An 18,859-nucleotide genomic window follows, 5' to 3' on the forward strand; every position below is an offset into this window, starting at 1 on the left:
TATCTTGCTCTGGGTTCGATACTGATTGTAGAGGGGGCGGACACACCACACCCTGTCGCAGTCACACGCTCTCCCCCTTTCACACCACTTTCAGTAACTCATGTCCACGGCGAACCCACCATCTCTCGGTACATGCCCGTTCTGTAACGCCGCGATCACGACGACCAACGTGATCCTCGAGTACGAAACAGAAACGGGACCGGCAGTATACGCCGAGTGTCCGGAGTGCCGAGACGTCGTGAACCCACAATAACCGCCGTCCTATGCTATTTGGAGGTATGAGTCGGTCGCTGGCCCGGACATCCCAGACAGAAGTCGTGTACGAATGCCGGCGCTGCGGAACCACTGTCGATAGAGAGACTGAAGTCTGTTCAGCATGCGAATCAGATGCGATTGTCCAGCACCGAATCTCCTGACACATGCCAGCAGAATACGACCGGATTCTGGATGTTGTGGCGGAGAACCCGGGAGCCACTGTCGAGGAGATCACGGACCTGGCACATCATCACGGCATCACCGACACACGTATCCCGGATCTCCTCTCAAAAGCGGAGAGCAACGACGACCTTCTCGAGTTTGACGGACGGTACTGGGTAATGCGGACAGGCAAGTATCGGTTCCATCTCTACGATCACCCGGAAACCTGACTCCCCTTCCAGGTTTCACAGGGAGGAAGTGGTATCGAGACCAGTTGTCAACTGCTGTTGCGTCTGAAGCCCTGTGTGGAACCGCTGAACGATCTTTGACTGATGCTTCGGACACGCCATTGGGATGAGAGCTCCATCCTGGACCTGAATCAAGGGATGCGACGAATTGTACGGGGCGAGACGGCAACCGGGACACGATACTCCGCCGGCTGGTCGATGATGCAGGAGATCAGCTGTGTCCTCGGACGTTAATCCACAGACCGACGAGAACTGCTCGAGGTGTTCGTCACAGCTGAGGACAGAGATCGTCAGCTGATCCAGGAGGAGAAACGCTACGTCTTGCTGCCCGTCAGACTGGACGACAGACTGGCACGCATCACATCCGATCGCCGACAACGGCTGCTGGACATCTGGTGCTGCCATCGTGTATCCGCATGCCGCCATACAGGTAAGTCATGGGGTGTTACACCTCCCTGCAACCGCTGGTGGGGACAACTTCCTCGAGTCTAGAAGAGCGCTCCAACAGCTGACCAGATGCTTGTGCAACATTGTCCTGTCCCTTCTCGACGAGGACGACCTCCGAGCGCAAGATGTGAAGTACGGACTCGAAGACGAGATCAACGCTCTGCTCCGGTACCTCGAGACACGCAGCGAGACTGAAGACGGCTTGTTTCCCAAGTGGATCGGGTTCCAAGAGCTTGCGGCTGACTACGAGGTGGACCTCCCACGATAAACAGAGCGCGAATGTTGCACTTGATTTGACTTAGTTTGCGCAGGATAGTCATCGCTCGGTACAGACAGTATATTTATCAAGAAGGTTGAAGATGAGCAGATGATGGTGACTGTACAGGAAGATTCGCACCGAGGCAAAGTCTGCAAAGCACTCTCAACTACGAATTGGATGACTTGCTACGATGTTGCCGATGCTATAGGATACTCGGTAGAGGGTACCTCAAGTGTTCTGTCAGACGTATATAGGGCCGAATACGTGGAACGAAGAGAGGTCAGAAACAATCAGTCTGTGGAGTACGAATACCAGTTGAAATCCAACGTCAGCGTTCAATAAGCATACCTACGTACCGGCTAATTCACCGTGTGAGAAAGCAATAATTCCCATGAGAGTCTTCTATACTACCCTGCTTTCGAACTAGCTCAAACATCAATCCATTTATGACACTCTTCACGAATGAGAGCTACCAATGAGCGTCCGGTTCCTACATACAGCAGATTTGCATTTAGGAAGTCAACTTAAAACACAGCATCGGCAGGCGACCGGATCGATCGAGACACTCAATTCTGCTATTTACACTGCTGTCGAACGGCTGTTCGACACTGCGATTAACGAGGATATCGACTTCGTGGTCATCGTTGGCGACCTTTACGACGAAGATTCTCGGAGTGTCAAGGCTAATGCGTTCCTGAAAGAGCAGTTCGATCGACTTGCGGATCAAGATATTCCAGTGTACGTCACCTACGGGAACCACGATCCAGTCGGCAGTGCAACGACGTATGTCGATCTGCCGGACAACGTCTACGAGTTCGATCACGAGGACCCCGAGGAATTTCACTACCCTAGCGAGGAGTCACCAGAAGCTCGGATCTGGGGCCAGTCCTACCGTGATCGCCATGAAAATCGGTCGATGTATCACCGGTTTACGCCAGCTGACGATCGAATCCCGAACATCGGTGTCCTCCATACAGGTCTGAACCCCGATGGCCGCCGGTACGTGCCAGTCTCCCGGAGCGACCTCGAGAGCAAGGACAATATCCACTACTGGGCGCTCGGACACATCCACGACCCACGAATCTACGAAAACGAACAGCCGATTGCCTACTCGGGCGTCCCGCAGGGCCGCCAAATCACGGAGCCAGGACTCGGCGGCGGCTATCTCGTTGAACTCGATGCTGACGGCGACTACGAGATCGAGTTCGTCCCGACGAGTCCGGTCGTCTGGCGAACCGTCGATGTCGACGTGGGAAGCGACGACATCGCTTCGATCCCGGACATCGAGCGTCGGGTCGAACAGAGCCTCAAGGAGTTTTCAGCGCCGACCGATCTGTTCGATGGCACCACCGTAGCTGTTCGCGGCCCTGACTGGGATATCGACGGTTACGTCTGCCGATGGAAACTGACCGGGAACGGCCCGGTTCACGAGACGCTATCGAACGACGACGAGGCAATCCACGAACTCACTCGACGGCTCAGGGATGGATTACCATCACGGCGGCCGTTCGTCTGGACTGAGGCCGTTCGAGACGAGACTGGACCTCCGATCCCAGCCATTGACGACCTCCGTGGCAGCGATCGGGTGATCAACGAGTACCTCGAGCTCGTCGACGAACTCGATGGAGAGAAGGCTCGCGACCAATACCGAGACGACGTCGGCATGGTTTGGGAGGCGGTGGCGGACCACGAAGACGGACGACCGGATGAACTGTCACTCACAGACGATCGACTCGACGACCTCATCGAGCGGGCACAAGAGCGTGTGCTCGAGGAGTTAGCACGTCGGAGGGCGACATAACATGTATCTAAACGAACTCCGAATCGACGATTTCGGCTGTTACAGGAACGCACGGCTCGACAATCTCGACGACAGTCTCGTCGTCATCGGCGGCCCACAACGAGCCGGAAAAACGACGTTCATGCAGGCGCTGCGGCAGTTCCGTGACGGCGTCAGTCAAAGCGACGGCCTTCCACCAGCAACTGACGAGTATCGGATCGACGCCGAGATCACACACGACGGGCAGGAGTACCGATACGTACTGAGTGGGCATTCGTCACCGTCGGTCTCCCCAATTAGTGGCGGACCAGAGATTGACGTCAACGATATCTTCGGACCCGTTACAGAACGCCAGTACAAGAACCTCTATACGATTAGCCTCGACGAGCTTCGACGGCTCCCACCTGGAATCGACGATTCGGAAGATCTGGCTCGTGTCCTGCTCGGTGGGGCATACGGTGATATCGCTGAAATCCCGGACATAGAGGAGTCGTTCAGCGATCGAGCCCATACAATTGGACTCTCGAAGGGGAATCCGAACACCAAAACGTCGCAACTCAACAGCCCATACCAGACGATTCGAGACGGAATCGAAGCCCGGAAAGAAGCGAGTCAGCAGGTCGATGAGTACAGATCAGTAACGGAGAACCTCGAAGACAAACGCGCTGAACAAGCCGAAATCGATGAAGAAATTGCCCGCAAACAGCAGACGCGCGACCGGCTGAACGTTCTCAAGGAGCTTTTCGAGCCACTACAGGAGCTCGAGACGCTGAACGCACGGCTCGAAGATGCCGATCTCGATGCGATCGACGAATTCCCGACTCACCTAACGGATCGACTCGAACACTTCGGGGAAGAATTCGAGACGGCCACAGTGGACTTCGCTGAAGCACGTCAGGAGTTCGACCAGGAAGCCACGATCGATACGACCGACGACTACTACGACTGGCTCCTGGAACACAAGACGGAGATCGACACCCAAACGGCTGATCGGAAGTTGTTGGCCAAGACCGCCGAGGAACTCATAGAGCGTGGGGAGGATCTTGAGACGAAAAAACAGGACATCAAGCGGAAGATATCGTCCTTACACTCCGAGTGGGACGGGTCGTTCGCCCACATCGACGAGATAGAAACCAGCACTGTCGACACAGCGCGAGTTGCTGAGCTTGCGTCGACGATCGAGGAGCTTCAGAGTGAACGGTCTGAGTTGCAGACCTCCATCGAATCAGCGCGGACACGAAAGCAGAAATTCGAGTCAGAACTCGAAGGGATGGAAGAAGAACACGAGGAAACCAGAGAGATTACCGTTCCGAAGCGCAAGCCAGCGATCGTCGCAGGAATCGCGCTTGCTGTCGGGACGGGCGTTGGATTTGCAGCCACACCTATCGCTGGCGGAATCGTTGGACTCGCCGTCCTCGCCGTCGGTCTCTATGCAATCGATTCGACGGTGACTGTCGAAACGACCGTCAATGCTGATCCATATCGCGAAGTCAAAGGCCAGGTAACGACGCTTGAAGGCGATATTCAGGCCAAATCGGAACGACTTGCAGAACTCAACGACGAAATCGAAAATAAGCAGGTGAAGCTCACTGCGCTCGTCACCGAGCTGGGACTCCCAGAAACGCTCCCGGCAAGCGAGGTACCAGGGTTCTACGAGCAGATTGTCGAACTCGACGGAGAAATTGCCGCCTATCGCGCGGAGCGAACCGAATGGGAAGGAGACAAAGAGCAATTCGCCACCGACCTCGAAGAGGTCGCGACGCTCCTTGCAGACGTAACTGACGTTTCATGGACGGCTGAAGCGCCGCTGAAAGATGTCGGCAACGTGTTGAACACACTCGAGTCGGTCGCCGACGATCTCGAACTGGCACGGGATGTCCGACGTGCCGAACGCGAACGCACTGAGTGTATCGAGGACATCGACGCCGTCCTGACTGAATGGGACGAAGACCGGTCGGTTGACCCGACTACTGACGACGAGGAAATTCTCCAGCATATCCAGGCATTCAATGACGAGGCCGAGCGAATCAACGAACTCGAGGATACAGTCGAGACACGCGGCCAAGTCGAAACCCAAGTTACCACCCGGCTCGAGAACGAGTCGGCACGAGATGCGTTTGAGCCGCTTCGAGAAGACGACGAGCCGTGGATCGATGTCGTTCACAATACTGCTACGAAGTATGCCGACACCGGCGCGATTGCAGATGAGATCCGCGTGCAAAACACGCAAATAACAGAACTGAAGGATCGACGAGATACGCTACGAGAAGCCTGTATCGGACTTAAACAGCGACAGGACGACCTCGCATCTGAAGACGATCTGCAGGAGGCCCAAGCACAAATTGACGAAGGCCGCGTCGAATTCGAACGGCTCGGTGAAGCATATGCGGTCAACCGGATTGCCGAGACGATGGTGAGACAGATTCACGAACGACTGATGGAAAATGTCGTTCATTCACTCGTCGATGATGCTAGCACGGTTTTCCGTAAGATCACACAGGAATACGAAGGCATCGAGCTCGAAGGTGACGTTCAGGACCTCAAGTTCCGAGCGCTCCGAGACGAGAAGCCTGCACACGGCGTTGGTGAATTGAGTCGGGCGACTGCCGAACAACTCTTCCTTGCTGTTCGCCTGGCACGGATTCGACAAACTGACGTGTCACTTCCTGTCGTTCTGGATGATGCTGCGACCAACTTTGATCCGAATCACATGAGTCGCGTATTTGATGTCATCGATGAGCTAACAGCGACGAATCAGGTGTTTTTCCTCACATGCCATCCACAATGCGTTCGAATCACAGCATCGAACGAGTGTGCTGCACAGTACTGGTCGCTCAACAGCGGACAGTTCACCCGACGAGAAACCGCGGATACGCTCGAACAGCAACTTTCCGCTGACTAGCAAGTTCTCCTCCTTCTCGTCAAGAAGAACTGGGTCTAGACATGCCGCACAATGGCATCTAAATCGAACAAACGGACGTCATCACGCTCTGACACAGCCTCCTGGACAGACAGCGTTGCACCATTTCGTGTGAATAATGCGTATTTTTTCTCTTTCTCACCATTATCCGGAGTCCAGCGGATTTCAGCAGCATGATCCTCGAGTGAGGCAAGGGCTCCGTAGTCAAGCGGCGCATTGGTGAACTTGCACTCCCCCACGACCATCGTCCCATCTGTGGTAAATCCAACAACATCAACTTCATGCTCTTTGTACCACCAGCGGCCGATATCGAGAAACGTTTGCTCTGGGTAGAGGTTTGGGAGGGCGTCCTGGCATAGTGTCTCGAACTCCGGACTAACGAAATTCGGAAGCTCTGGTTCAATAATCGCCTCGACTGCATCTTCACCTAAGCGTTCGTATCTGTCTTCTTTCCCGTAGACGAAGCGGAACCAGAAACGAAACAGGGGATCCAAGAGACGATAGCGTCCACGGCGTGACTTTGCTTTCTCTTCAGTGATGGGGACCTCTCGTTCGATAAGCCGTAGCCGTTCTAACTTTTGGGTATACGTCGAGATCTGCTTCCCATCGATACCGACTGCTTGGGCGATTTCGTTTGATGTCGTCTTCCCCGCCGCAATTGCGGTGAGGATCGCAAAGTACCGGTTTGGATTTGTCAGTTCGGTCCGGAGTACATACTCTGGCTCGTTGTGGAGATACCCCTTCTGGGAGAGTACTTCTTCAGCGAGGACTGTCCTGAGGTGCTGGTCGAGATCGACGCCGTCGAGATAGTATGGCACACCGCCGAAGATACCCCATGTGAAGATTTGCTCCTCGGGAGTGTAGTCGTCTGGAACAAACTCCTGTGCAGCAGCGAAGTTGAGGGGGCGGAGATCAATTTTTTCCGTGAATCGCCCATACAGAGGACTGTTCCCCAGAAGGGTCGCTTCTTCCATCATACTAATTGATGAACCGACCAGAATGAGTGTTCCTGAGGTGTGCTGGAGTCGCTGGTCCCACAACCGCTGGATGACCGATGGAAGACTTTCGTCGGCGTCGATAAGGTAGGGGAATTCGTCGAGAACTACGACTCCGTCTTGGTCACCGATGTATCCGAGCAGTGCTTCCCAGTCCTGTTTAATCTGTGTGATGCCGGGGAAGGTCTCAGATGCGACGTCAACGAACTCATCAAGTTGTATCTGGGAGGTGGTTTCTGTGGCCTGATAGACGACCGCATCATCCCGATCTGAGAGTGAGTGCTGGACAAGCTGGGTTTTCCCGAGGCGTCGCCGACCGAAGATGACGACCATCTCGCCGTCATCGGACTCGTAGCACCCACGCAATCGGGAGAGTTCGTCCTCCCGGTCTACGAAGTGGCTCATAGGTGTACACCGACCCAGCGAAGAATAATAGTTTCGACTAACCTATTTTGGGATAGGCTAATTGGGAATTGGCTATCCTCGAGTTCGTTAGTAACCGAGTTGGGTCAATGGCACGGCCCGTGGGTGCAAGCGGATACCCAAGCAAACCACGCTTCCTTCGAGGCCCGACGCACAAGTCCACAAACCACAGCTAGATCCCACGGTCTAGTCAGGGTGCCTTCGGGGGCTCAAGACCGACTCGCTGTCCCACGAAGGAATCCTCGCGCTTCAACGCGGGGAGGATGTCACCTCTGGGCACGCTGTTCCGGCTAGGCGACCGTAGTCCGTTATCTGCTGATGGCGTTGGTGGTCAGCTCCATAACGAAATCCTTCTCCTCTATCTTGAAACGGTTTAGGCAGAATTTTGGATAGGCATATTGGGATTTCGTTATCTATATCTCTTTGTCGGTGTGAATTGGATAACGATGCGACCTGAAGACTTTGTCGAGGGGGCTCCAGGCGAGGTGGAGATGGTTGACGGCATCTTCGCATTCAGCCCGGACCCGCTCCCCCCAGATCTCGACGCCACACACAATCTGGTTGATAAGAACGGGGATGCGATGTATGCCGTGGGTCAACTCTCCGATCTGGATACATGGCTCGATTCGCCGGAGGTCATTCTGAGCCCTCTCATCCATCGTGAGGCTGTCGACTCCTCAAACATTGAGACGACGACGCGACTCACGCTCTCGGATATCTACCGGCGGGAAGCCGGCGAAGAGCCTGGACAAACGGCAACGGAACGCGCTGATATTACGGAAGCACAAAACTACGTCAAGGCAATTACGACCGGGATTGAAGCGCTCCGCGAGGGTGCTGACTTGGACCGGGACTTACTGTGCCAACTGCATGAAATATTGCTGCAAGGTGCCCGTGGAGAAAAAAAGAGCCCAGGTGAATTTCGTGAAGACCTCGTGGGGATCGATCAGCCAGGAACGCCGCTCAGTGAGGCTCGGTTCGTTCCAACACCGCCGGCGAGTATTCCGTATGCACTCCGGAGTCTGCTCCAATATATTCGGTCAGGACCTACGTACGCGCCGCTAGTCGACCTAGCGTTGATCCATTACCAATTCGAGACGATACATCCATTTCAGGATGGCAACGGGCGACTTGGTCGCCTCCTCGTGATGCTGGCGCTCTACAAGTGGGAGCTATTGCCCGGGCCGTATCTGTATCCGTCGTCGTATTTCAACGCGAACCGTGATGCCTATCTCAACAGGCTGTTGGCCGTGAGTCGTGATGGTGCCTGGACAGAGTGGGTGTCGTTCTTCATTCAGGCGATCGCCGAACAGGGACGTGAGGCATATACTGTCGCCCGGGAACTTCTTGCTCTGCGTGATCGTTATCGGGAGCAATATCAAGACCAGGGCGTCGTCATCCGCGAACTCATCGATTTCATCATCGAACACCCGTATCTCACCGAACCACAGGCGGTCGACGAGCTAAATCGATCACAACCAGCAGTCAATCAGGCCATTCGACGCCTCTGGGACGACGATGTGCTACGAGAGACAACAGGCCAACAACGAAACCGCCGATACGAAGCCCCTGATGTCCTTGAGGTCGTCGAACCATACAACCCTTAAAAGGTGAGATCCCCCGGCAGCGAGGAGCTGCACGCAGAATACGCAGAACGGGGTCACCTTGAAGCGGGCTCGTGATCGGGATCTTGCTCTCCACCCCGGACAGGACATCGAGTACGTGGTCGTCGACGATGAGAAGACCTCGCGGAGACATGGGTACCGGAGTTGACGGCGTTCGCGAACACGAAGTAGAATTAACCAACACGAGAGTCATCACGAAAAGGTTTGTTGGTTAACCGTGACCCCTGCGAGGACGAACCCCCACACCCCGTGTGCGAAATGAAATTGGGAAGATGACGGGAGGAGTGTTTAAGCAGAGAGCCCATGAAACACGCAGAACAGAGGATTTCATCGTGGAAAGACCTCAAGGAGAGAAAATAGAAGTAACTACTGTTGGTCCTTAAGGGCCCCAAGCAAACAGTCACGATGTGCTCGAATCGTCGCCGGCGACGTGTTTGCACTGTCTGCAACCTCTTGCTGTGAGAGCCCGTAGCCAAACTCGTGGCTGGCTCGGTATAGACAGGTTGCAGCGAACCCTCGGGGATGACGTCCAACCGTGACCCCAGCATCTTCTGCGAGCGTTGCCAACTCGAGTGCTCGGTGTCGAATCTCGTCTGGTACCCCCAATGTGGCAGCGAGTTGCGGGAGGAAATTCTGTGGCTGTGGAATCGTTGTAGGAAGCTCGAGTTCGGTGTTCATCACCGAGTACGCACATTCGAGGTCTGACCGTGAGCACGTCGCCAGCTGACTGATCTCCTCAAGGGTCCGTCCGAGTCCGTTGCATCGACACACTGCGTAGACGCTCGCTGCTGCAACTCCATCGAGTGACCGGCCCTGACAGAGGTCCTCTGCTTGAGCACGCCGAAAGAGCGTACACGCCTGTTCGCATAGGGAATCCGGTAATTCGAGCGCACTTACGATCCGACGGACTTCGCCGAGACCGTATCCAAGATTCCATTCACGCTTCGTTCGCCACTGGCTGCGGCGATGCTCCCGCCGAAGGCGGTTGAGTTGACTCTGTTTTCGTCCGGGGATTGTGTTCCCTCTCCCATCTTTCTGCCATCCAATCACAGTTGACAGTCCGCGGTCGTGTCGGCCCGCTGTGAGCGGAGTACCAGTTCGGCGCCGGCTCAAGTTCTCAGGTGAGTCGAACCACTCCGGCCCGTAGTCGAGGTGGTCTTCATCAACGATCAAGCCACACTCTCGACAGCGTGTTTCGTGGTCTGCTGTGATGACCTCTCCTCGGCACTCAGGGCACGATGTCGTCGATCGCGTTGTTTGCGCTGTCTCTTGAGTACAGTGACTGCTGGATATCTCGTCTGTAGCCATCTTGCTCCGACGAGGCAACTGTCTGTGCACCCCGTCACCCCTTTCGGGGCCATAAACTGTCGCAAGACTACAGGAAACCCACCAACGGGCGTAATCGCGCACATCTTCACCGGAAGTGGTGGTGTCTGGCGTATATATACAAAGCCGATCACCGGAAACAGCGGAAGCAAAGGTTAAGGAGGTTGCCTCGAGAATTCTGCCATAATGGCCGAGTTTGGTTTCCAACCCACTGGAAACATATTCCGCGAACGCGAGGCGCTGCTTGAGGAGTGGACGCCCGACGAACTAGTTGGTCGGGACGAGGAGTTACGACAGTACCACGCTGCCCTCCAACCCGTGATCGAGGGGGAGACGCCATCCAATATCTTCCTCTATGGGAAAAGCGGCGTTGGGAAGACCGCCGCAACCCGGTTTCTCCTCGAGTTGCTCGAACGTGATTCCCGAGGCGTCGACGGGCTCGACCTTCATACCATCGAGATCAATTGCGACGGGCTCAACTCGAGTTACCAGACAGCCGTTACGCTGGTGAACGAATTGCGCGATCCGCGACAGCAGATCTCCAATACCGGCTATCCCCAGGCGTCGGTGTACGAATTTCTATTCGAGGAACTCGACAAACTCGGCGGTACGATTCTGATCGTCCTCGACGAGGTCGATCACATACAGGACGATAGCTTGCTATACAAACTGCCTCGAGCACGGTCAAACGGCGATATTGAGGAGGCACGACTTGGCGTGATCGGGATCTCAAACGATCTCAACTTTCAAGACCAACTCAATTCGAAGGTCCGCTCGAGTCTGTGTGAGAAACGAGTGTCATTCAGCGCCTACAACGCGAACGAACTCTGTGAAGTACTACGCCAGCGCGAGAGCGTGGCTTTCGAGGATGGCGTCCTCGACAACGGCGTAATCCAGATGTGTGCGGCCTATGGGGCGAAAGACTCCGGAGACGCTCGTCAGGCACTCGACCTCTTGCTCGAGAGTGGTGATATCGCCAGAGAACACAATGTCGAGATGGTCACGGAAGCCCACGTTCAGAAAGCCAGAGAGCGCCTGCAACGCGACCAGATTATCGAGGGGATCCGGAACTACTCTAGGCACGGACAACTTGTCTTGTGGGCGTTGACGTTGCTCGCCGAGGAAGGAAAGACGCCCGCCCGGACTCGAGAGGTTCGCCAGCCATACGAAGTGCTCTGTGAGAAAGAGATGAGTAATCCGGTCTCCGATCGGGCCGTTCGCGAGTATCTGGCCGAACTCGAGACACTAGGAATCATCAGTTCGAATCAGATCAACCGCGGAAAAAGCGGCGGGAAGTACAAAGAACACGAGTTAGAACAGTCGGTTGCGAGTGTCAAAGCCGGGTTGTCAGAACTGTTGGATACCGAGGCCTGACCCCACCACTTCCGCTGCTAGCGTGGTATGTTTTTGAGGACCGGTGAAACTTGAGCGGCGGGGGAGACACACCACTACTTCCGCTGCTAGCGTGGTATGTTTTTGAGGACCGGTGAAACTTGAGCGGCGGGGGAGACACACCACTACTTCCGCTGTTAGCAACGAGTTGTTCGGGGGATACTAGCGGGGGAGACACACCACTACTTCCGCTGTTTGTGTTGCCCGGTCGAGAGAGCGGAAAGTCAATCGTTGCTGGTACATTTCTAGTTATTAGAGATAAGTTTAAGTAGCATCCAAAATAACCGAAACCGTACGCTGTTATCACCGGACTCAAATCATCCTCTCAAAGAGAGGTGATGTAGTTGTTTTCACTCCTAACAGCGGAAGTAGTGGTGTGGGTGGGCTACTTCAGGTTTGTTCCTTGAGTGAAGTGACTGCTGAATATCTCGTTGCAGCCATCTTGCTCCGACGAGGCAACTGTCTGTGCACCCCGTCACCTCTTTCGGGGTCATAAACCGTCTTGAGCAATGGAATCGCTGGCAATCTGACTGAGCGAAACGTTTGTATACATTGTAAACATAGCATACTTCATGGGAACGATATCGACGCGAGTTCCAGACGAGCTCGAGGGGGAACTGGAAGAATACCTCGAGGAGGAACGTCTGGACCGGAGCACAGCAGTACGAAAACTTCTCTCAGAGGGGCTCGAGGAGTGGCGTCGTGAGCAAGCGCTCAAACGGCTCGCTGCTGATGAAATCTCGTTCACCAAGGCCGCCCAACTTGCAGAGATGTCCGTCTGGGAGTTTGCCCAACTCGCAAAAGAGCATGACATCACGTGGGTCTCTGGCGACCATCTCGAAGACGACCTCGAGGACCTGTGAATGTGGGTTTTCGACGCGACGCCGCTCATCTACCTCGCGAAGGTCAATCAACTTCAACTTGTCTCAAATCTCGATGCGCAGTGTTATATCCCTCAACAAGTCCACTCGGAAGTCGTTACCACCGGTCTTGAAGAGGGTTATACTGATGCCCGCCGTATCGAGCAGTGCATTGATTCCGGACTTCTCGAGGTCGTCTCAGTCGATGACTCTCAGCTTGTGGGCCAGCTACAGCAGAATCCGAACATGAGTGACCCCGATGTGGCAGCCCTTGGATGTGCTGCATCTCGTGATGCGATTGCCGTCATGGACGAAGCCTATCGGAGGACGGCTGCAGAAATTGAGGGTATCGAGACTCGAGGGACAGCATACATCGTTCTCTTGTGTGCGAAGCAGGGAGACATCAGCGTCTCCAAAGCGCGTGAGATCATTGACTCAATGATCGAAGCAGGCTGGTACTGTGCACCCAATTTGTACACGAAGCTCGTTCGAAAACTCGAGGCGTTCGAGCAATGACGACGCTATACATTATAAAGAAGATAGGAGTATACAGAACCACCACAATTGCCGACGCGTTGAGAACACGTCCAACATACGGAACGTAATTGAAGTTGGTGAGTATAGGCGAGGTTTGCGATCCGGAACGCTGAATGTCCCTGGAATCGTTGGTATGGGAAAGGCCGTTGAACTCGCTAACGCTGAACAACAGAAACGTATTGAGCACACACAAGAACTTCGGGATTATATGTGGTCAGAACTCAACGCTCGACTCGATGACATCGTGCTCAACGGACCCTCCACTGACGGAGAACGACTTCAAAACAATCTAAACGTCAGCTTCCTCGGTGTCGAAAATAAAGCTCTCGTCCGTAAGCTCCGTTCCGATATCGCGGTCTCAGCTGGTTCAGCCTGTACGACAGGATCCGTTGAAGCGTCACATGTTCTGCAGGCAATAGGAGGGGCAGAAGACCAACTACATTCAGCAATTCGGTTTGGGTTCGGTAAAGACAATACGGAGAAAGAGATCGATCAAGCGATCGATTGTATTGAGGATGCAGTAACAAGACTTCGAAGGTTTTCATTTTGAGTTGTGGCCAAATTCATTAAACAGATATGCACATAGTATAATTATGGATTCGGGTGGGTAGATTTCTGAATTGTTGGAAGAAATACCGTCGATTAATACTCTACTTTTATGCGTTTGAATAATGGTGAGGAATAAATTTTGTGGTGCTGGAACATCGTCGAATGACGACAGAGAATTACTTGTTGTTGCTGACTAATAATCTCTAGAAGATAGTTGCTCGACCAACTCAGGCAGACATTGGTGACTAACAGTCGAGATGTCTGTAGTGAAACGGAGGCCAGCGAGTAGATTTATATTATGATGCACTCATGAAGTTGGTATCGCATGAGTGAGGGTCCGAAGTCTGTGAAAGAGGAGATCCTTGATCGGTTTGAACAAAAAATTGAGAAGAATGAGGATATACCTGAAGAAATAGTCGCACTACTAAAAAGCGACTACGATAACGACTCTTTTGGAAAAGACGAAGAAGTTCGAGAGGTAATTGAGCAGATTATTGTGGAAAGTTCTGAGAGCGAATCATAATGCGGATTGATAAACTAACTCTGAAAAACTTTCGAGGGTATAAAGAGACTCAAAAGTTCGAAATCGGGGGTGAGCACGCACTCATCTCTGGTGGGAATGGTGCTGGGAAATCGTCGGCACTGGAAGCAATCGAGTTCATCCTGACTGGTAAGATTGACCGCCTGCATGGGTCTGGCACGCAGGGGATTCGTGCAAAAGAGCACCTTCCGCACCGCGATGCTTCTCCCCGCGATGTACAGGCTAGTGTTGGGTTCCAAACAGGAAACGACATTAAAGTAACAGCCTCACGTAGATTCACCGACCAAACAGTCGACATCAACCCTACCTCACCGCCAGCTGAATTTAATGACGTGAAGCGTCTCGTTGAACATGGACTCCATAAGCTAACTCGATCCGACATGATTGAATTGGTGGTCTCGACGCCGACAGATCGCGGGTCTTTGATAGATGAACTCCTCAACTTAGAAGGGGTGGATAACCGTCGAAAACAGCTTCGACGCCTCCGAAACCAGCATTATATAAGTAATATTAAACGAATCCAGAGAAGTATTGAGGAACAGGAAGAATTATTGCGAGAAACACTTGAGATATCAGAGGTTGAAGATTCTAAGCTACGTGATGCGGTGAACAGGGCTCGAGCGACGCTTGGTGGTGACGCTATCGACTCACTTGGAGACTGGGAATCGCTTGATTTCCGCCGTGACCTCGCAGGGCCCGAAGCACAAGAGATTAGCGCGTTCCAGCGAGAGGACGTAAAGAACCAACTCCGCCGGCAAGGAAAGTGGTTTGATCAAACGGAGACGGATCTGATTAGTGAGTTAGAAGAGCTGGAAACTGCTCGCCGGGAGTTGGCGGCTCAGGAGGCACGGGTTAATACAGATGTACTGTCCGTATTGGAACGCGGCCAAGGGGTAATCGATAATGAGACGGACGCTTGTCCCCTTTGTGGGACTAATTGGGACTCTGAAGAATTGATTGCTGTTGTTGAACGGCGACAACAGCAGTTCGAAGAGATTGCAGATCAGCGACAGAGCCTCCACTCTACCGGTGAGTCAGTGTTGAGTACTATCCAGTCGTATCTCAGCCGTTCTGAAGTGTTACTGGCGGTCCTTGGTGGTGAAATTGATGTTGGGGAAGACGAGTCGCTAAGGGCATACATGAACGCCCTTGGTGAGATCCAGAAAGTAGTCGAAATGATTAGGCAAGAGGAGTCTCAGGAGGTTCCCGATTTACGGGAGTTGACTGGAGAGTTGCCATCGGAAAGGGCTTCGAGGGCAAGTGAGCAGCTTCGTTCGAAGGTGGAGGATCAGCCAGCGAAGTCGGAGATGGAAAGGGCGTGGGAAGTACTTTCTACCGCGGAGTCACGGCTCAGCCAGATTGCGAAGCTTCAGAGCGAATTGGAAGTCAAGCAAGGGGCGAAGAAGGTGTGCACGGCAGCGCGCGATGAGCTTGTTCAAGCTCGAACGGAAGTGTTGGAAGACCGGTATTCAAGTGTTGAATCAACCTTCAAGAAGTATTATGAATCAACCAATCCTGATGAAGCAGATGTCAACGTTCAAATGGAGCAAACCAATGCCGGTGTGAAGTTCCGGATTGGGTTTTTCGATGACGAGCTTCATCCGCCGCACGCGATGCATAGTGAAGGCCATCAGGATATGATGGGCATTTGTTTGTTTCTGGCCTTGTCTAAGGAATTAAGCGAGCACCAGGATCGGTTCGTCCTCTTAGATGACGTAGTGATGTCCATTGATGGAGACCATCGCGAAGAGATTGCAAAGTTGTTTCAAGGCACGATTAGCGATGAGTTCCAGTTTATTATCACGACACACGATGAGATATGGGAAGAGCAGCTTCGACGACTGGGTGTGATCCCACTTGAGAATCAGTATCGAGTTGACTGGAGCAGAGAGAACGGAACAGTTGTGAGGAACTGATTCGAGGTCGTCCCCCAGGTCGTAATCGGAGTTGTTATAATGGCATCAAATGACACCGACGCTACGGCAGATAATCCCTCGGATCAGCTACTGGTGCCATTAGCGTTTCTCCGCCTCAATCACCAAACAGCGATCCGGGGCGTGACGAGATTTCAGGCCCTCATCTTCTTAGCACAACAGGGAGGCCTGCCATCCGACCCAATCAACCATTCGATCGACGAAGTGTTTCAGTTCACGCCGCACAAGCGTGGCCCGTATTCATCGACTTTGACGGAGACACTAGATACTGCATCACCTCATTATATAAGCCGTTCAGAGGTCCAAGGCGCTGAAACAGCGAGTGCCGAGCTCGAAATTACCGACGACGGAATCACGGTCTTAAATGCGAATGCAGAGGTCTTGCCCATAGAATTGATTCAGGTCCTGAAACTGACGAAGTCCCTGTACAACAGTATGCCGGTGGTTGAATTATTGGACAAAATATCGGCGGCCTATCCTGAGTATGTGAGTAATAAATGACCGATGGATTGGGACTCTTCCGATTGTACGCCCCAGCAAACCGGGTGAGGACGAGGCCGTGATGGGCACGTTAGTTGGACAAACTGGCGGGGTCTCATTTTCCCCCGCAGACGGAATTATCACGTTATTCATCCCTCTCTTGTTAGTTGTTCCTGGTCTCGTCGCAGTTCGATTGGGCCTGTGGACTGCTCGCCGTGAGAACCCATTCACCCAACTTGAAACACTAGTAGTAAGTGCACTCGTGAGTTTAGCATCATTATTTTTTATTTATGTGGGCCTATCCATCTGGCATTGGCATCCAACCGTCTTGAGCGATATTCAATCGCAATCCTTACCCTGGTTTGTCATTGGGTATTGCGTCCACGTATTTGTTGCAGCCTGCACCGGAATGGCTCTCGGCTCGTTCGCCTACAACTATTTGCTAGATAATGAAGCCCGAAGCCGGTACGACCCCTGGCAGTATGTGTTTCGACAGCTCACTGACTCTGCAACCATTGATGTACGGACCACCTCTGGGCTTTGGGTACGAGGCCACCTGACGAAAGCAGAAGAGTCTACAGAAACTCGTGACCTCCTGCTAACGTCTGTCAACTTCCTTGATAAAACACCAGAAAGGGATCCTCACGAGGCTGCAAATCAGAGTACTGAAACACTTGACAGAAATTCGATGACCACGGATTCTAAATCAAGTGAAATTCAGGATCATGATGAAAGACCAATACTGGCCGAAAGAACGGATGATACAAACACGGGTTCTTGGGAAACCATCGAACAGAACTTAGATGAATACTTTGAAGCAAATGATGAGATACAGGCTGCACTGGATGACAATAGTGCCGGGTATATGCAACTTGATGGAGCGGCTATTGAAGCAATTCGAGTTCCAGATAGCACAGACGTCAACACTAATGAGGTGTATGAAGAACTAAGTAATACGGATCGAGTTCATAAGCGGGCAGCACTGTTGGGCGACGAATTTGGATATTTCAGTATAGAGGCGTGCCTGCGGAGCTACTGCGCGGGCTTGAATCGAGCCATATTACGTTGGATTATTACGCTGCTGCTATGGATTACGATGCTGATAGTAACCATTGGATCGGTCGGAGTAATCGAAATCAGTGGAGAGGTTAGTGTACACCGAGCTGGACTAACCTGGATCGCATTGTGTACGGGGATTAGTACTGTTGAACTGATCCAACACTATTCGGACTCACCGATGCAATGGGCTGAGATCCCGCGCAGGATTGGTGCACTAACCCCATTTATCGCCAGCGTATTAGTGATCGAATGGTGGGTCGTTGGCAATTGGGAGATCTTACTTGATGCCCTTGCAGTGCTCGCAGGACTCCTTGGTGGGGTTACAGTTGGCACTGTTCTCCACCACCTTCGAGACGAATATACCGCGACAGCAGCCTTGGCGGTCGGTATAATTTCCACGAGCCTGTTGGCGCTTGTCACACTATACGCTTTCAGAGTCGTTGTCAAACCGGCTGTCGGACAAACCTTGCTTCTTGTTGCAGGTGCGGGTACTCTTGGATTGTTTTGTGAACGGATTCGGGTCGGAAAGGCAGGTGCATATGAGGACTGGGCGACCGTTTTAGCAGATACTGTCGCCATGGCTCTTGCAATTGGTGCTGCAGGACTGGTCTTCTGGAGTGTTGGAATTGCATCATCCCCAGGGACACCAGGGTTCTTTGCCGCGGTTATATTAGCGAGTATTGGGTTTCTCGCTGGAGGAGCTGCATTACACGGCGTTGTCGGAGTATCTCAATCGAAGAGATAAAATTATATTTATGCTTTGTATTTAAAATTGTGTGGTTGATTACCATACTACATCGATTTACGGTATGGGATTTTTTCTGCTCGAATTTTTATGGTGAAGATGTTTGGTAGCATACTCGAGAGACCCGTAGTACTGGAGCGGCCAAACGTTGGTAAAGGGAGTACAAAGGGGTCAGACCTCCCCTCCAACACTGTATGACCGTTCACCAAAGCCCATTTTGTCATTAACATGGAGGGGAATCTCGCAATCGGCTACTCAAACGTTGGTGTGGCTCCGAAAAGTCACAGCTTGGCACTTCGCGGGCGTTCTAAGAGGCCCAACG

General features: G+C 52.9%; 15 protein-coding genes and 1 pseudogene. 14 read left to right on the plus strand and 2 right to left on the minus strand.

Annotated elements, in window-relative coordinates:
• The first annotated feature begins 100 nt into the window (after window positions 1-100).
• The 5 genes and pseudogenes from C483_RS21300 (at window position 101) to C483_RS00115 (ending at window position 6,053) form a co-directional block, all read left to right on the plus strand.
• A complete protein-coding gene (locus tag C483_RS21300) occupies window positions 101-253 on the plus strand; it encodes a DUF7837 family putative zinc-binding protein (RefSeq protein WP_449289177.1) in 153 nt (50 codons plus the stop codon).
• Between the two features lie 166 nt (window positions 254-419).
• Window positions 420-647 carry a hypothetical protein gene (locus C483_RS00095; RefSeq protein ID WP_006651300.1) on the plus strand — a complete coding sequence of 76 codons (228 nt, stop codon included), beginning with the start codon at window positions 420-422 and terminating at the stop codon, window positions 645-647.
• Between the two features lie 532 nt (window positions 648-1,179).
• Window positions 1,180-1,380, plus strand: a pseudogene (locus C483_RS00105) (transcriptional regulator TrmB); the annotation flags it as partial.
• A 466-nt stretch (window positions 1,381-1,846) separates the two neighbouring features.
• Window positions 1,847-3,172, plus strand: coding sequence for a metallophosphoesterase family protein (locus C483_RS00110; RefSeq protein WP_006651303.1), 1,326 nt, complete (start codon window positions 1,847-1,849; stop codon window positions 3,170-3,172).
• Between the two features lies 1 nt (window position 3,173).
• Window positions 3,174-6,053: an AAA family ATPase gene (locus C483_RS00115; protein WP_006651304.1), complete on the plus strand. Its 2,880-nt coding sequence runs from the start codon at window positions 3,174-3,176 to the stop codon at window positions 6,051-6,053.
• Between the two features lie 35 nt (window positions 6,054-6,088).
• Here the strand turns inward: C483_RS00115 and C483_RS00120 are convergent, their stop codons facing one another.
• Window positions 6,089-7,471 carry an ATP-binding protein gene (locus C483_RS00120; RefSeq protein ID WP_006651305.1) on the minus strand — a complete coding sequence of 461 codons (1,383 nt, stop codon included), beginning with the start codon at window positions 7,469-7,471 and terminating at the stop codon, window positions 6,089-6,091.
• A 464-nt stretch (window positions 7,472-7,935) separates the two neighbouring features.
• Here C483_RS00120 and C483_RS00125 point away from each other — a divergent pair, with 464 nt between their 5' ends.
• Complete coding sequence (locus tag C483_RS00125) at window positions 7,936-9,096, plus strand: Fic family protein (RefSeq protein WP_006651306.1); 1,161 nt, start codon at window positions 7,936-7,938, stop codon at window positions 9,094-9,096.
• Between the two features lie 384 nt (window positions 9,097-9,480).
• Here C483_RS00125 and C483_RS19215 read toward each other — a convergent pair whose 3' ends face one another.
• The gene (locus C483_RS19215; RefSeq protein WP_083860365.1) at window positions 9,481-10,422 is read right to left on the minus strand and encodes a transcription initiation factor IIB; all 942 of its coding nucleotides are present in this window, start codon (window positions 10,420-10,422) and stop codon (window positions 9,481-9,483) included.
• A gap of 204 nt (window positions 10,423-10,626) precedes the next feature.
• Here C483_RS19215 and C483_RS00130 point away from each other — a divergent pair, with 204 nt between their 5' ends.
• The 8 genes from C483_RS00130 (at window position 10,627) to C483_RS19750 (ending at window position 18,537) form a co-directional block, all read left to right on the plus strand.
• A complete protein-coding gene (locus C483_RS00130) occupies window positions 10,627-11,814 on the plus strand; it encodes an orc1/cdc6 family replication initiation protein (RefSeq protein WP_006651308.1) in 1,188 nt (395 codons plus the stop codon).
• A 590-nt stretch (window positions 11,815-12,404) separates the two neighbouring features.
• Window positions 12,405-12,695: a UPF0175 family protein gene (locus C483_RS00135; protein ID WP_006651309.1), complete on the plus strand. Its 291-nt coding sequence runs from the start codon at window positions 12,405-12,407 to the stop codon at window positions 12,693-12,695.
• The gene (locus C483_RS00140) at window positions 12,696-13,208 is read left to right on the plus strand and encodes a DUF3368 domain-containing protein (protein ID WP_006651310.1); all 513 of its coding nucleotides are present in this window, start codon (window positions 12,696-12,698) and stop codon (window positions 13,206-13,208) included.
• Window positions 13,153-13,779 (plus strand): cysteine desulfurase family protein, encoded by a 627-nt coding sequence (locus C483_RS19220; RefSeq protein WP_275039985.1) that lies wholly within the window; start codon window positions 13,153-13,155, stop codon window positions 13,777-13,779. The genes C483_RS00140 and C483_RS19220 overlap by 56 nt, the downstream gene beginning before the upstream one ends.
• A 324-nt stretch (window positions 13,780-14,103) precedes the next feature.
• Entirely contained in the window at window positions 14,104-14,301 is a 198-nt protein-coding gene (locus C483_RS00145; RefSeq protein WP_006651311.1) for a hypothetical protein, read from the plus strand.
• On the plus strand, window positions 14,301-16,235 hold the full coding sequence (locus C483_RS00150; RefSeq protein WP_006651312.1) for an AAA family ATPase: 1,935 nt from the start codon (window positions 14,301-14,303) through the stop codon (window positions 16,233-16,235). Before C483_RS00145 ends, C483_RS00150 begins: the two co-directional genes overlap by 1 nt.
• Before the next feature lie 39 nt (window positions 16,236-16,274).
• A complete protein-coding gene (locus C483_RS00155; protein WP_006651313.1) occupies window positions 16,275-16,754 on the plus strand; it encodes a hypothetical protein in 480 nt (159 codons plus the stop codon).
• A 61-nt stretch (window positions 16,755-16,815) separates the two neighbouring features.
• Entirely contained in the window at window positions 16,816-18,537 is a 1,722-nt protein-coding gene (locus tag C483_RS19750; RefSeq protein WP_152419798.1) for a DUF6338 family protein, read from the plus strand.
• The last annotated feature ends 322 nt before the right edge of the window (window positions 18,538-18,859 follow it).

The organism is Natrialba hulunbeirensis JCM 10989, from assembly GCF_000337575.1.
In the GTDB taxonomy this organism is placed as follows: Archaea; Halobacteriota; Halobacteria; order Halobacteriales; family Natrialbaceae; genus Natrialba; species Natrialba hulunbeirensis.

Bases quoted from the DNA above. Each gene is read 5' to 3' on its own strand.
- C483_RS21300 (WP_449289177.1), top strand. From the start codon at position 101: ATGTCCACGGCGAACCCACCATCTCTCGGTACATGCCCGTTCTGTAAC.
- C483_RS00095 (WP_006651300.1), top strand. From the start codon at position 420: ATGCCAGCAGAATACGACCGGATTCTGGATGTTGTGGCGGAGAACCCG.
- C483_RS00110 (WP_006651303.1), top strand. From the start codon at position 1,847: ATGAGCGTCCGGTTCCTACATACAGCAGATTTGCATTTAGGAAGTCAA.
- C483_RS00115 (WP_006651304.1), top strand. From the start codon at position 3,174: ATGTATCTAAACGAACTCCGAATCGACGATTTCGGCTGTTACAGGAAC.
- C483_RS00120 (WP_006651305.1), bottom strand. From the start codon at position 7,471: ATGAGCCACTTCGTAGACCGGGAGGACGAACTCTCCCGATTGCGTGGG.
- C483_RS00125 (WP_006651306.1), top strand. From the start codon at position 7,936: ATGCGACCTGAAGACTTTGTCGAGGGGGCTCCAGGCGAGGTGGAGATG.
- C483_RS19215 (WP_083860365.1), bottom strand. From the start codon at position 10,422: ATGGCTACAGACGAGATATCCAGCAGTCACTGTACTCAAGAGACAGCG.
- C483_RS00130 (WP_006651308.1), top strand. From the start codon at position 10,627: ATGGCCGAGTTTGGTTTCCAACCCACTGGAAACATATTCCGCGAACGC.
- C483_RS00135 (WP_006651309.1), top strand. From the start codon at position 12,405: ATGGGAACGATATCGACGCGAGTTCCAGACGAGCTCGAGGGGGAACTG.
- C483_RS00140 (WP_006651310.1), top strand. From the start codon at position 12,696: ATGTGGGTTTTCGACGCGACGCCGCTCATCTACCTCGCGAAGGTCAAT.
- C483_RS00145 (WP_006651311.1), top strand. From the start codon at position 14,104: ATGAGTGAGGGTCCGAAGTCTGTGAAAGAGGAGATCCTTGATCGGTTT.
- C483_RS00150 (WP_006651312.1), top strand. From the start codon at position 14,301: ATGCGGATTGATAAACTAACTCTGAAAAACTTTCGAGGGTATAAAGAG.
- C483_RS00155 (WP_006651313.1), top strand. From the start codon at position 16,275: ATGGCATCAAATGACACCGACGCTACGGCAGATAATCCCTCGGATCAG.
- C483_RS19750 (WP_152419798.1), top strand. From the start codon at position 16,816: ATGGGCACGTTAGTTGGACAAACTGGCGGGGTCTCATTTTCCCCCGCA.